At 66.5% G+C, this 13188-nt stretch carries 13 protein-coding genes and 1 tRNA gene; 5 read left to right on the top strand and 9 right to left on the bottom strand.

The window, feature by feature from the left end:
* Nucleotides 1-43 precede the first annotated feature (43 nt).
* The gene (locus OMP43_RS17170; RefSeq protein ID WP_280280749.1) at nt 44-1744 is read left to right on the top strand and encodes an RHS repeat protein; all 1701 of its coding nucleotides are present in this window, start codon (nt 44-46) and stop codon (nt 1742-1744) included.
* A 23-nt stretch (nt 1745-1767) separates the two neighbouring features.
* Nucleotides 1768-4377: an RHS repeat-associated core domain-containing protein gene (locus OMP43_RS17175; RefSeq protein ID WP_280280750.1), complete on the top strand. Its 2610-nt coding sequence runs from the start codon at nt 1768-1770 to the stop codon at nt 4375-4377.
* A gap of 479 nt (nt 4378-4856) precedes the next feature.
* Here OMP43_RS17175 and OMP43_RS17180 read toward each other — a convergent pair.
* The 5 genes from OMP43_RS17180 to OMP43_RS17200 all read right to left on the bottom strand — a co-directional run bounded on the left by OMP43_RS17180 (nt 4857) and on the right by OMP43_RS17200 (nt 8032).
* Nucleotides 4857-4933: transfer RNA gene (locus OMP43_RS17180), tRNA-Arg, on the bottom strand.
* Between the two features lie 87 nt (nt 4934-5020).
* On the bottom strand, nt 5021-6100 hold the full coding sequence (locus OMP43_RS17185) for a histidine kinase (protein ID WP_280280751.1): 1080 nt from the start codon (nt 6098-6100) through the stop codon (nt 5021-5023).
* A gap of 150 nt (nt 6101-6250) precedes the next feature.
* Nucleotides 6251-6916, bottom strand: coding sequence for an endonuclease III (nth, locus tag OMP43_RS17190; protein WP_280280752.1), 666 nt, complete (start codon nt 6914-6916; stop codon nt 6251-6253).
* Nucleotides 6913-7641, bottom strand: coding sequence for a 4-hydroxy-tetrahydrodipicolinate reductase (dapB, locus tag OMP43_RS17195; RefSeq protein WP_280280753.1), 729 nt, complete (start codon nt 7639-7641; stop codon nt 6913-6915). The genes nth and dapB overlap by 4 nt, the downstream gene beginning before the upstream one ends.
* Before the next feature lie 40 nt (nt 7642-7681).
* A complete protein-coding gene (locus OMP43_RS17200; protein WP_280280754.1) occupies nt 7682-8032 on the bottom strand; it encodes a hypothetical protein in 351 nt (116 codons plus the stop codon).
* Nucleotides 8033-8117: 85 nt separating this feature from the next.
* On the opposite strand from OMP43_RS17200, the gene OMP43_RS17205 reads away from it, so the two are divergent.
* The 3 genes from OMP43_RS17205 (at nt 8118) to OMP43_RS17215 (ending at nt 9479) form a co-directional block, all read left to right on the top strand.
* Nucleotides 8118-8267, top strand: a complete 150-nt coding sequence (locus OMP43_RS17205) for a hypothetical protein (RefSeq protein WP_280280755.1) — start codon at nt 8118-8120, stop codon at nt 8265-8267.
* The gene (locus OMP43_RS17210) at nt 8267-8983 is read left to right on the top strand and encodes an NAD-dependent deacylase (RefSeq protein WP_280280825.1); all 717 of its coding nucleotides are present in this window, start codon (nt 8267-8269) and stop codon (nt 8981-8983) included. The genes OMP43_RS17205 and OMP43_RS17210 overlap by 1 nt, the downstream gene beginning before the upstream one ends.
* A 178-nt stretch (nt 8984-9161) precedes the next feature.
* On the top strand, nt 9162-9479 hold the full coding sequence (locus OMP43_RS17215) for an antibiotic biosynthesis monooxygenase (RefSeq protein ID WP_280280756.1): 318 nt from the start codon (nt 9162-9164) through the stop codon (nt 9477-9479).
* Between the two features lie 6 nt (nt 9480-9485).
* On the opposite strand, the gene OMP43_RS17220 is transcribed toward OMP43_RS17215, so the two are convergent.
* The 4 genes from OMP43_RS17220 to lepB all read right to left on the bottom strand — a co-directional run bounded on the left by OMP43_RS17220 (nt 9486) and on the right by lepB (nt 13117).
* A complete protein-coding gene (locus tag OMP43_RS17220) occupies nt 9486-10445 on the bottom strand; it encodes a nitrilase-related carbon-nitrogen hydrolase (RefSeq protein WP_280280757.1) in 960 nt (319 codons plus the stop codon).
* Nucleotides 10442-11338, bottom strand: a complete 897-nt coding sequence (era, locus tag OMP43_RS17225; RefSeq protein ID WP_280280758.1) for a GTPase Era — start codon at nt 11336-11338, stop codon at nt 10442-10444. Before era ends, OMP43_RS17220 begins: the two co-directional genes overlap by 4 nt.
* 253 nt (nt 11339-11591) lie before the next feature.
* Nucleotides 11592-12263, bottom strand: a complete 672-nt coding sequence (rnc, locus tag OMP43_RS17230; RefSeq protein ID WP_280280759.1) for a ribonuclease III — start codon at nt 12261-12263, stop codon at nt 11592-11594.
* Nucleotides 12260-13117, bottom strand: coding sequence for a signal peptidase I (lepB, locus tag OMP43_RS17235; RefSeq protein WP_280280760.1), 858 nt, complete (start codon nt 13115-13117; stop codon nt 12260-12262). The genes rnc and lepB overlap by 4 nt, the downstream gene beginning before the upstream one ends.
* Nucleotides 13118-13188: the final 71 nt, after the last annotated feature.

Raw genomic sequence — 13188 nt, forward strand, 5'->3', positions numbered from 1 at the left:
CGTTCCCCCCAACCTTCCGGCTTCTTCTCCGAGGAGAATGCAAGTGATCCGTCGAATTCTGCTATGCGGTGGCGCGGCCCTGGCGGTCCCGCAAATGGCCCTGGCCCAGCCGGCCGACCCGCGCGGGCTGCCCGCGCCGATGAACGAGGCCATCGACTCGAACCATGTCGATCTGGGCTCGGGAAGGCTGGCCTATGACTATCCGGGGCCCGCGATCGGGCCCAAGGACCTGAATCTCAGCCTGACCTACCTCTACCTGCTCGAATCACCGTCCCGGACCAATTTCACGGGGGTGATGGAGCAAGGCAACCCGATCAGCCAGATGGGCCCCAGCCCCTATACCATCACGCTCGGCCGGCGCACGGTGGTGTTCCTGAAGACGACCAACGGCAATATCCTGCCGTACAAGATCCATGGTGGCGAAACGCTCTCCGGCAATGTCTTCACCGACTATGACGGGACGATCGCGGTCTTCTCGGTCGCGGCGACCAATCCCAATCGCTGGTATGTCTCGTCGATCACCAAGCCCAATGGCGAGCAGCTGATCTTCACCTATGACACGAGCCCGTCGGGCATACCCATGCTGCGCCGGGTGACCAGCAACGCCGGCTTCGCGCTCAACATCGCCTATAGCGCCTATGGCAACAGCGTCACCGCCTACAACATGGCGGTCGATTATTGTCCGGCGCCCTCCACGGTCGCCTGTTCGCATTCGACCAACTGGCCCTCGATGACGGGTTTCAACGGCACGCTGACCGACAATCTCGGCCGGCAGATGTATGTCTATGCCGGCTGGGCCTCCGCGCAGATCAAGTCGCCGGAGCAAGTGGCCACCGGCGTCGGCACGACCAACGTCACATATGGCCAGAGCAGCCCCGGCTGGCCGAACACGGTGTATGGCAACGCCGATGGCGGCAAGGTCACTTCCATCCAGACGCCGAGCGGCACCTGGAGCTATACCTACAAGTCGGACCTGAACGCGCCCGTCGGCAGCACCCGCGTGAACTGGGCGAAGCGCACCGATCCCAACGGCAGGATATTCGAGGTCGCCACCTATTCCGGCGGCCTGAGCTATCGCAAGGACGAGCTCGGCCGGGAAAGCAGCTGGGTCCTCGATCAGGACTTCAACTATGCCGGCCGGATCAAGGAAGGCACGCTCCCCGAGGGCAACAAGGTCGCCTACACCTATGACGGCCGCGGCAACATCACCCAGGTCGTCACCACGCCCAAGCCCGGCTCGGGGCAGGCCGCGACGACCCAGATCGCGTCCTTCCCGTCGGTCTGTGCGAGCGCCAGCAGCTGCAACCAGCCCGACTATATCGTCGACGCGAACGGCAATCGGACCGACTATGGCTATTATGCCTGGGGCGGCATCAAGTCTGAGCTGGGGCCGAGCGTCAACGGCGTGCGCCCGCTCAAGCGCTGGGAATATGTCCAGCTCTACGCCTATGTGAAGAACGCCTCCGGCGCGCTGGTGGCTGCCGGCCCGCCGATCTGGCGCCCCAGCCGCGAGATCGTCTGCAAGGAGACGATCAACGCCACCCAGGATGGTTGTGCCAGCCCCGCCGACGAGCTGGTGACTCAATATGAATATGGCGTGCCGGGCACTGCCAACAGCCTGTGGCTGCGCGGCGTCGTCCAGGATGCGACCGGCACGCCCGCCCGCACCTGCTATTCCTACGACAATTTCGGCAACCGCATCAGCGAGACGAAGCCGCGCGCCGGCCTCGCCAGCTGCAACTGACCGCGATCGAAAGGGGAAGCGCGATGAAGCTCGCTCATATCATGGCAGTTCCGCTGTCGTTCCTGCCTGCGATCGCCTGGGCCCAATCGAGCCCCTCGGCCTTCACCACGGGCTTGCGCTACGATGTCGCGGGCCAGCTCGTTGGCATGATCTCGCCGGACCCGGGCGGTGCCGGCTCACCGCACTATCCCGCGGTGCGGACGACCTACAACCAGGACGGCAAGGTGGTGAAGGTCGAGACCGGCGACCTGTCCGCCTGGCAATCGGAGAATGTGCTCCCGAGCAGCTGGAGCGGCTTCACGCTCTTTCGCCAAGCGCTCACCGGCTATGATTCGGAAGGGCGCAAGATCTGGGAGAAGAGGGCCGACGCGGCCGGGAATGTCCTTGCGCTCACCCAGTTCAGCTATGACGCGGAAAGCCGGCTGGAATGTACCGCGGTCCGGATGAATCCCGCGGCGTTCGGCAGCCTGCCCGGCGCGTGCGTCCAGGGAACCCAGGGCAGCGACGGGCCCGATCGGATCGCGCGCAACCTCTATGATGCGGCCGGGCAGCTGGTGCAGGTGCGCAAGGGCGTGGGGACGAGCCTCGACCAAGCTTATGCCACCTATGGCTACACGCCGAACGGCAAGCAGGAATATGTCGTCGATGCCAATGGCAACAGGGCACGGCTGACCTATGACGGCTTCGATCGTCAGGCGCAGTGGCAATTCCCCGCGGCAAGCGTGCCCATCGGCTTCAACCCGGCAACGCCGGCCAGCGCCCTGACCAGCGCGGGCGCGGTCAACAGCTATGATTACGAAGCCTATGGCTACGACGCCAATGGCAACCGCACCATGATGCGCAAGCGCGACGGTCGCGCCTTCACCTATGTTTATGATGCATTGAACCGGATGACGTCGAAGATCGTGCCGGACGCCTGCGTATCGGGCTATGCCTGCACCAACGTCCCCGCCGCGATGACGCGCGACGTCTATTTCAGCTACGACTTGCGCGGCCTGCAGACCGCTGCGCGCTTCGACAGCGCCTCCGGCGCCGATGCGGTGCTCAACAGCTATGACGGCTTCGGGCGGATCAGCTCGACGACCACGTCGATGAGTGGCGTCAGCCGCACCATGAGCTTCCTGTACGACGGCGACGGCAACCGCACGCGGATCACCCATCCGGACGGCAGATACTTCGTCTATGCCTATAACGGTGCCGACCGGCTGGTCTCGATTCTCGAGAACGGCTCGGGCGCTGTCGTGACGATGAACTGGGACATCCAGGGGCGCCGCGGGAGCGAAGTGCGCGGCGGCGTGACCTCGACCTATGGTTATGACGCGATCTCGCGGTTGAACAGTCTCAGCGACGATCTGGCCGGGAGCGGCTATGACCTGACGACGACCCTGGGCCGCAATGCGCCGGGGCAGATCACCAGCCGGACGCGCTCGAACGCTTTGTACGACTTCGGCTATACCAACGCCAATCGCGCCTATGCGCCCAACGGCCTCAACCAATATTCGAGCGTCGGCGGCAATGCATATGGCTATGATTCCAACGGCAATCTGACGTGGGACGGCGTCAACAGCTACACCTATGACGCGGAGAACCGCCTGGTGGTGACGTCGGCCAACGTGACGCTCACCTATGATCCGGCCGGGCGCCTGTACCAGACTTACAAGCAGGGCAATGGCGCGGTCCAGTTCCTCTATGACGGCGACCGGCTGACGCTGGAATATGCCAGCTGGGGCAGCGTGCTTGCCCGCTATGTTCACGGCGCCGGCAACGATGATCCTCTGCTATGGTATAATGGCGCCGCCCTTGGCGATCGTGCGAGCCTGCAGGCCGATTACCGGGGTTCGGTCGTGTCCGTCGCCGATGCGGGCGGCAATGGCATCGCCGCCTATTCCTATGACGAATATGGCATTCCGGGCGGAAATTATGCGAGCCGCTTCCAATATACCGGCCAAGCCTGGCTCCCGGAGATCGGGATGTATTATTACAAGGCCCGCATCTACTCGCCCATGCTGGGGCGGTTCATGCAGACGGATCCGGTCGGGTACAAGGACCAGATGAATCTCTATGCCTATGCTTCGAGCGATCCGGTCAACATGACCGATCCCACCGGCATGTGGCAAATCGTCTATGAGGGCAGCGCTGCCCGCCAGGCGGAACTCAAGGGGATCCTCGAAAAGGCCGCGAGCGCGGATCCGATCCTGGCGCAACGATACAAGCAGCTTCAGGACTCACGGAATGTCCATGTCATACGGGCCGTCGAGGATTTCCCCGGCTCCAGACCCTCGAGCTCCATGCCGAACGACATCAACAAGTTCGACTTGTCCAAGGCAACCGATTCCAGGAACGGCAAGGGATCGGGCAGCCTGAACTATATAACTACCGAAAATACCACGATGGACATTGGCGGCGGGCTGAAGGACTTTCCCTTCTCTCCGGGCGCGGTGGCCGCGCACGAGATTCTGTACCATGCCTGGGCCAAGGATAGCGGCACCAGAAGTATAGAGGTCGACAAGGATGGCAATTCGGTTGAAGAGCAGAATGCGACCAAGACAGAGAATATCTACCGCGAAAGCCCGACGGTTCGCGAGCTTCGCCGCCCCTGGTACGTTCCCCCGGATCAGGTTCAGCATTTCTAGCCTGGCGATACTGGGCATTATGCTGGCGATGACGGCAAGCACGACGGCAAGCGCCCGGCATATCCAGGATCATGCCCGAGTCTGGAGGACGGATTGCATCGATGGCGGCGGCCAGAGCCTCCGAAATGTCGAGGTGGATCGTGAGGCGATTCTCGAATCCTATCGAGACTATTACGCGCAACCATATAACAACTACATCTATCCATTGATGCCGTACAGGTCGGCACATAGGGATGATGGGAAAGGGATATTCTTTCTCTTCTTCCGAATAGATGGAGTGGATGACGTATCCGTAATATATGTTGTCGATTCAAATAAGGTGAGGGACAGGTTCGTATATTCCACGATCAATAAGGCTAAATGCTCCTATTGAGCGGTGGCGGAAAGAATGGCGCACCCGAAGGGAGCGACATTGAACCCGACAGGGTTCGCAAGCGCGAACGCGCGCCCGAGCTTATGCGAGGTTCTAAATCAAATAATGGCGCACCCGACAGGATTCGAACCTGTGGCCTCTGCCTTCGGAGGGCAGCGCTCTATCCAGCTGAGCTACGGGTGCGTGCCGGCGAAACGCCGGAGACAGGGCCTCTACAGCAGGATGGCGCGGGCCTCAATCCCGAAAGCGTGACCGGGCATCGCTCCGATGCTAGCGCAGGCGGATGGCGGGCCCGAGCGCCGCGCCGCTCAGCGGCAGCAGCATCTCGACGCGGAAGCCGCCCTCGTCGCGGCCCGCCTTCACCGACGCATCGGCGCCGAACAGCGTCTCCAGGCGCCGGCTCACGATGGAGAGGCCGCGCCCCGTGCCGGGAGGGACCGCGCCGGCTGCGCCGGCCCCCATCCCCGTATCCGCCACCGTCAGTAGCAGCCGCCCGGAATCGCGCGCCGCGCGCACGGTCACCGAAGCGGCGCCGCGGGACGGGTGCACCGCATATTTCAGCGCATTCTCGACCAGGGGCTGGAGGATGAGCCGCGGCACCGCCGCCTCCGCCAGGTCGTCTGGGCAATCGATGCGCACGTCCGGCGTGCTGGCGAAGCGCACCGATTCGATGGCCAGATAGGCTTCGACGAGCTCGATTTCCTCCGCGAGTGGGACCAGGGCGGCATCCGCGCCGTCCAGGCAGGCCCGCATATAGGCCGAAAGGCGCTCCAGCAGCATTTCCGCTTCCGCGTTGCGCCCGGAGAGCACCAGCGAGGACAGGCCGTTGAAGGTGTTGAACAGCATGTGCGGGTTGAGCTCGTTGCGCAGCGCCTCGATCTGGGCCGCGCGCGCGGCCTCGCGGGCTTCCTCGGCGGTGCGGGCGTTGCGCGCTGCCCGGTTCATCGCGGCGATCAGCTCGAAGATCAGCGCCTGGATGATGAATATCCAGACATAGACGGCGACGTTGAGCGCCAGGGCCCGCAGGAACTCCCCGGTCGGCTTGCGGCCAAAGACCTCCCGCATCAGTTCGTAGAACCATTGGTCGATGGCGGCCTGGATGACGACGATGACGAGGAGCAGCGGGACCAGCCGGATCCAGCGGCCGGTCAGCGACCGCGTCTCCAGCTGTCTTATCCCCGCCTGCAGGACCAGCGAAAGCAGGACGCCGCTGACCGGTACCCCGGCGACGTAGCACAGGTACCAGAGATGCGGCAGGCCGCTCGCCGAGGCCGCGCCGATCGAGGCGAACGCCGCCATCGTCCCGAGCCAGAGGCCCAAGGTTATCAGGAAGATCTGCCTACGATCCACGCGTTCCCCCCAAACCCGGATCCAGCGACGATGGCGCAAGCCGGAAAAGCAGCGCCTCCGGCCGTATCCGAACCGGTGGGCCCGCCTCGCCCCCTCGCACTCAGCTACGGGTTTCGGCGGGCCTGGTAAAGCCTTGGCATGCCGGGGGGATCACTGCCCTGCGGTTGCCCCGGCTCGTTTCGGCGCGGGAGTCTTGGGCCGGTAGGGGCACAGGTCGGCGACGGCGCAGCGCCAGCATTCCGGCGTGCGGGCCTTGCAGGTGTAGCGGCCATGCAGGATGAGCCAGTGATGCGCGTGCAGCCGGAAAGGCTGCGGCACCGCTTTCTCCAGCTTCTTCTCCACCGCCAGCGGCGTCTTGCCCGGTGCCAGCCCGGTCCGGTTACCGACGCGGAAGATATGCGTGTCGACCGCGAAGGTTTCCGCGCCGAACGCCGTGTTCATCACGACGTTGGCGGTCTTGCGCCCGACGCCCGGCAGCTGCTCGAGCGCGTCGCGATCGGCGGGAACCTGGCCGCCATGGTCGCGGATCAGCGCTTCGGAAAGCGCGATCACGTTCTTCGCCTTGGTGTTGAACAGCCCGATCGTCTTGATGTGCCGCTTCAGCTCCGCTTCGCCCAGCGCGACCATCTTCTCCGGCGTATCGACTTCGCGGAACAGCGCGCGCGTCGCCTTGTTCACGCCGGCATCGGTGGCCTGGGCCGAAAGCACCACCGCTACCAGCAGCGTATAGTCGTTGACATATTCCAGTTCGGTCTCGGGATGGGGATTGTCTGCCGCGAGCCTGGAGAAGAACTCGAAGACGTCCTGCTTCTTCACTCTCCCAGCACCTGGTCCATCGTGTAGCGGCCGGCCGGCTTGCCCGCGAGCCACAGCGCCGCCTTCACCGCGCCGCGGGCGAAGATCGCGCGGTCGTCGGCGCGGTGGATCAGTTCGATCCGCTCGCCCTGAGTGGCGAACACCACGCTGTGATCGCCGACCACCGAGCCGCCGCGCAGGCTCGCCAGTCCGATCGTGCCCGAGGAGCGCGGGCCGACCGTGCCGGCGCGGTCGGTCACTTCCGCTTCCGCAAGCGTGGTGCCCATGCCCGCCGCCGCGGCATTGCCCAGCATCAGCGCGGTGCCGGAGGGGGCGTCGGCCTTGTGGCGGTGGTGCATCTCGACGATCTCGATGTCCCAGTCGGCGCCGAGCCGCGCCGCCGCCTCGCGCACCAGCCGCTGGAGCAGGCCGATGCCGAGCGAGGTGTTGCCGGTCTGCAGCACCGCGATCTCCCGCGCGGCGGCATCGATCAGCGCATGATGCTGGGGCGAGAGGCCGGTGGTGCCGATCACGATCGGCCTGCCCGCCGCGCGGGCGGCCGCGAGATGCGCCTCGAGCGCCTGGGGGGCGGAGAAGTCGATCAGCACATCGGCCGCCGCCGCGATCGCCAAGGGGTCGTCCCGCACGTCCGCCCCGCCCGCGACCTGCGCGTTCATCTCGGGCGCGGCTGCCGCGATCGCCTGCCCCATCCGGCCGAGGCTGCCATAGATGCCGATGCTGGTCATAGGCGCTCCTCTGGCACAGCCGGGGGGCTGCGCGACAGGGTTATTTCGCGTCGTCTTCCTGCTTCCCGGGCTTCCTGCCGAGCGGGATGGTCGCGGTGGCCATCAGGCCGACGCCCTTGGCACCGGGCAATTCGCGCTGCACTGCCGCCACCGTGCCGCTGCCGCCACCAGGCAGGCGGAAATCGGGGCGCAGCGGTTTCTCCGCCCAGCGTGCCTCGTCGAGCGTCGGCAGGCGGTGGCCGAGGCGGTTGCCGCACACGGTGATCGTGTCCCCGCCCGGCCGGCAGGGGCGCTTCGGCACCATCGCGGCATCGCCCGCCTCGTCCGGGCTGGGGAAGATCGGCGCGCGATCCTGCGCGGCAAGGGCGACGAGGAGGATTGCGGCGAGCATGCGCGGGAGTGAACGCCCGATTTGCGGCAAGGGGATGGCGAGCCGCCGCGTTGCGCGTGAGAGGTGGGGATGCGATGAGCGCCCAATGTCCGCCCGCTACGTCCTTTTCTGCGCCAACCCGCTCGACACCAGCAGGGTCGAGCCCGATTTCGCGGATGAAGTCGGCGATGGGCAGGTTTCCGGGCTTCCCGATCCTGCCGCCGCGAAGGCAATATTCGAGGAGTTGTCGGCGTGATCCACGACATCCACAACATCGTCATCCTCACCGGTGCCGGCCTTTCGGCGGAGAGCGGCATCGCCACCTTTCGCGGCCCGGGCGGGCTGTGGGAGGGGCATCGGGTGGAAGATGTCTGCACGCCCCAGGCGCTCGCGCATGATCCCGAGCTGGTCCACCGCTTCTATGACGCGCGCCGGGCGAAGCTGGGCGAAGTCGAGCCCAATGCCGCGCACCGGGCGCTCGCCCGGCTCGATGCCGAATGGCCGGGGCAGCTGCTGATCGTCACCCAGAATGTCGACGACCTGCACGAGCGCGCCGGCGCCCGGCGGCTGCTGCACATGCATGGCGAGCTGAAGTCCGCCCTGTGCGCGGCGTGCGGCGACAGCGTGGAATGGGAAGGCGCGCTGCCGCCGGAGAGCGAGTGCCCCGATTGCGGCAGCCCGGCGCTGCGGCCCGACATCGTGTTCTTCGGCGAGATGCCCTATCACATGGAAACGATCGAGCGGGCGCTGGCGGACGCCGATCTGTTCGTCTCGATCGGCACCTCGGGCGCGGTCTATCCGGCGGCGGGCTTCGTCCAGACGGCGCGCTATCATGGCGCGCGGACGCTGGAGCTGAACCTCGATCCCAGCGCGGGCAGCCATTGGTTCGGCGAGAGCCGGCTGGGCCCGGCGGGGGCGCTGGTGCCGGAGTGGGTGGAGCAGGTGCTGGGCCAGGCGCCCGCGACCTGCTAGGATCGGCCCGTCGAAAAGGACCCGAGCGGCATCGGTAAGCCCGCTCCCTCGCGCGCGAGGCTCCGTGTCGCCCCCGGGCGAACCCGCGACAAGCAACCGGCGCGTGCCGCCGGGGCTTGGCGCGCGCGATCCTGCCCGAACCGATCCCCGCTGGCCGTGCCCCGGAAGGAGCAGGTCCATGCCGATCATCACTGCCAATCGCGATATCGTCACCCAGATCAACGTCTTCACCGTGCCCGAGGGCGGGCAGGAGGCGATGATCGCCTATCTCGCCGAGGCCGCGCGCGCCGCGCGCGAAGTCGAGGGCTGGCTCTCCGCCAGCCTGCACCGCAGCCTCGATGGCACCCGCGTGGTCAATTATGCGCAAAGCGCCGATGCCGATGCCGCGCGCCGGGTGTTCGAGCATCTGAACGCAAAGGGGCTGATCGACGGCAACAGGCGCCATGGCGAGGCGCATCCCGGGCTCTACCGGGTCGCCTTCACGCTGGAGAAATAGCGCGCCTCAGGCCGCTTTCTCGACGATCCCGGCCCGCGCCCGCCGATCGACCGAGAGCTCGAACACGTCGTGCCGCGCCTGGGCGCCGTCCACGTCCATCGTGGCGAGGCCGCGGCCGACTTCGTCGAGGTCGATCTCCGCCATCAGCAGCTCGGGCGCCGTGCCGGCCTGGGCGATCACGGCACCGTCGGGTGCCAGGATCGCGCTGTGGCCATGCTGGATCTGGCCCTCGGGCAGCCGGTCGAGCAGCTTGCGCGCCGAGCCGTCGCCGCCGGCCTTCTCATAGCCGGCGATGAGCTCCTGCCTGTGCTGCACCGTCCCCGCCGCGAGCACGAAGGCGCGCCCCTCATAGGCATAATGCGCCGAGGCGAGCATCGCGATGTCGGTGAGCGAAGGCCAGGCGGCGACGTGCACCGTCTCGCCTTCGTGATGCATCGCCGCGCGGGCGAGCGGCATCCAATGCTCGGTCGAGGCGAGCTGGCCGATCCTGCCCCAGGGCGCGGCGTGCAGCCCCAAGGTCGATCCGTCGCCCTGGCCCAGCATCAGCTTCTCGGCGGGGGAGAGGATCAGCTTGCGGTGGCGCAGCACCGGCGCCTTGGGCCGGAACAGGAACTGGGTGGCGTAAAGGCTCTGGCGCACGCGTTCATAGCCGCCGATGGAGACGGCGACATCGGCGATGTCCACCGTCCATTGCAGCGGCTGGAAGCGCGGGTCCTCGCCGCTTATCGCCTGGTCGAGCAGCAGCGCGTGCAGCTCGCGCGTGCCCGGATGGTCCCATAGCCGCGCCGGGGCGACATGCTCGAGCCAGGCCGGATAGCCGCCCAGAAAGCCTTCGCCGAAGGCGACGACGCGCGCGCCCTTCTCGATCGCCTCGCGCGCCTTGGCCACGGCCTTGTCCAGGCCCGCCCCGATTGCGAGCGGAACCGGCGAATCCTGTACGATGGCAACCTTGAGCTTGTGCGTCACTCGACCCAGTCCAACCCTATCTCACGGTAAAGCGAACGGTCTTCCTGCCATTCGGGCCTTACTTTGACGTGAAGATAGAGATGGACCTTTACGCCCATGAGACGGGAGAGTTCGGCGCGGGCGCGGGCACCGATTTCCTTGATGCGGGCACCGCCCTTGCCGAGCACGATCGCGCGCTGCGTCTCGCGCTCGACCAGGATCTGCTGGTGGATCTCGACCGATCCGTCCTCGCGCTCCTTATATTGCTCGGTCTCGATCGCGCTCGAATAGGGCAGTTCCTTGTGGAGCTGGAGATAGAGCTGCTCGCGCGTCACTTCGGCGGCGAGCATGCGGTCGGTCGCGTCGCTCACCTGGTCCTCGGGGAAGTGCCACGGCCCTTCGGGCATCGCCCCGGCGAGTGCGGCCTTGAGCTCGGCCACGCCGTCGCCGGTCTGGGCGGAGACGAACCAGGTCTCGTCGAAGGGCAGCAGCTCGTTGAGCTTGGCCGCATGCCCGAGGAGCCGCGGCTTGTCGGCCAGGTCGACCTTGTTGAGGATCAGGATCTTGCGCTCGGGCCGGCCCTTCAGGCTCTCGATCACGGTGTGCACCTTGGGGCCGATCCCGCCCTTGCCGTCGACCACCAGGGCGACCAGGTCCGCGCCCTCCGCGCCTTCCCAGGCCGCGGCGACCATCGCGCGGTCCAGCCGGCGCTCGGGCGTGAAGATGCCGGGCGTGTCGACCAGAATCAGCTGCGCGTCGCCGTCGATCGCGATGCCCATCACGCGGGTGCGCGTGGTCTGCGCCTTGGGGCTGACGATCGCGACCTTCTGGCCGACCAGCGCGTTGACGAGCGTCGACTTGCCGGCATTGGGGGCGCCGACGATCGCGATCAGGCCGCAGCGTTGTTCAGTCATGCTTGGATTCCGATGATTTGTTCGCGCGGCGACGCAACGGCGCGACGAAGAGAAAGAAGAGAGTTCACGCGGAGACGCGGAGGCGCGGAGAAATCGCTCGCGGCTTGGGCGTATGCCGCGTCAGCGGCAGGACATCTTGCGCGGTCGCGATGAAGCGTGTCGCTGACGCGACACGTAACCGTCTCCGCGTCTCCGCGTCTCCGCGTGAACAATCCTTCCTTCTGCGTGCCTTCGCGTCCTCGCGTGAGAAAACTCACTGCTTCAGCTTCGCCAGGAGCGCCGCTGCCGCCGCGGTCTCGGCATCCTGCTTGCTGGTGCCCTGGGCCTCGGCCTCGGCGAAGCTGCCGATCGCCACTTTCACGGTGAAGCGCGGCGCATGGTTGGGACCCGAGCGGTCGGTCACCACATATTCGGGCGGGCGGCGATTGTTCGCGGCCGCCCATTCCTGCAGCGCCGATTTGGGGTGCCGGGGGGCGCTGGCATGCGCGTCGATATGCTTCGCCCAGGCCTTGCGGACGAAGTCGCGCGCCGGCGCGAAGCCGAACTCGAGATAGAGCGCGCCGATCAGTGCCTCCATCGCGTCGCCCAGCACATTGTCGCTGTCCGCCGCGCCGTCGCCCCGCGCCTGCTTGCCCAGGCGGAGCAACGGCGGCACGCCGGCCTCGCGCGCCACGTCGGCGCACATCGCGCCGGTCACCAGCGCGTTGAGGCGGCGGGACAGCGCGCCCTCGGGCTCGCCGGAGAAGCGCTCGTACAGCCATTCGGCGATGGCAAGGCCCAGCACCCGGTCACCCAGGAATTCGAGCCGCTCGTAATTCTCGGCCGCCTGGCTGCCATGGGTCAGCGCGCGCTGATACGGGGCCAGGTCCGCGGGGCGCTGGCCGAAGGTCCTGACGATCCACTCCCCCAGATCGGGAGCGCTCAAAAGCCTTCCCCGATCCGGCCCCAGCGCGCCGCGGTGAACCAGGTCCAGGGCAGGAACCAGTTGGCGCTGCCGTCGGTCGACCAGAAGCTCAGCACGGCCTTGCCCTCGAGATTCTCGAGCGGGACATAGGCGATGCCCTGGCCCTCGGGCGGCTGGGCGAAGCGGCTGTCGGTCGAGTTGTCGCGATTGTCGCCCATCAGGAAGACATGGCCGGCGGGCACGTGGAACACTTCGGTATTGTCCTGGGGCGTCAGCCCCTGGTCGAGCACGTCATAGGTCCTGCCGCCCGGCAGCGTCTCGCGGAAGCGCGGCAGCTTGCACACCGGATCGCCCTTGGCGCTCACGGCCTGGAACAAGGTGGGGCAGTTGGTGAAGTTGGGCGTGATCGGCAGCTCGAGATCGGCGATCTTCTGCTTGGGTACGGCCTTGCCGTTCAGCACCACCTGGCCGTTCACCACCTGGACGCTGTCGCCCGGCAGGCCGATCACGCGCTTGATCCAGTCCTCGCCGTCATGGCCCGGCGCCTTGAACACCACCACGTCGCCGCGATCGGGCGTGCCGGGGAAGATCCGGCCCGGGATCAGCGGCAGGCTCCAGGGCAGCGAGTGCCTGGAATAGCCGTAGTTCCACTTGGTGATGAACAGATAGTCGCCGATCAGCAGCCGCGGCATCATCGATTCGGAAGGGATCGAGAAGGGCGAGAAGATGAAGCTGCGCACCACGAAGACGATCAGCGCCAGCTTGACGAGGAAGACTCCAAGGTCCTTCCACTCGTTCTTGGGCTTCTCCTCCGCGGCCGCCGCGGCGGGCGTGGCGGGCTTCTCGTTCAGGGAATCGGCGGGCGTGTTTTCCATGGGTACCTGCTCTGCTTGGGGCGCGCGATGAGGTCAAGCCGATGAATGGAGTGGCGGTGGCGATCCCGGGA

Source organism: Sphingomonas sp. CBMAI 2297 (genome assembly GCF_029870595.1).
Taxonomy (GTDB): Bacteria; Pseudomonadota; Alphaproteobacteria; order Sphingomonadales; family Sphingomonadaceae; genus Sphingomonas.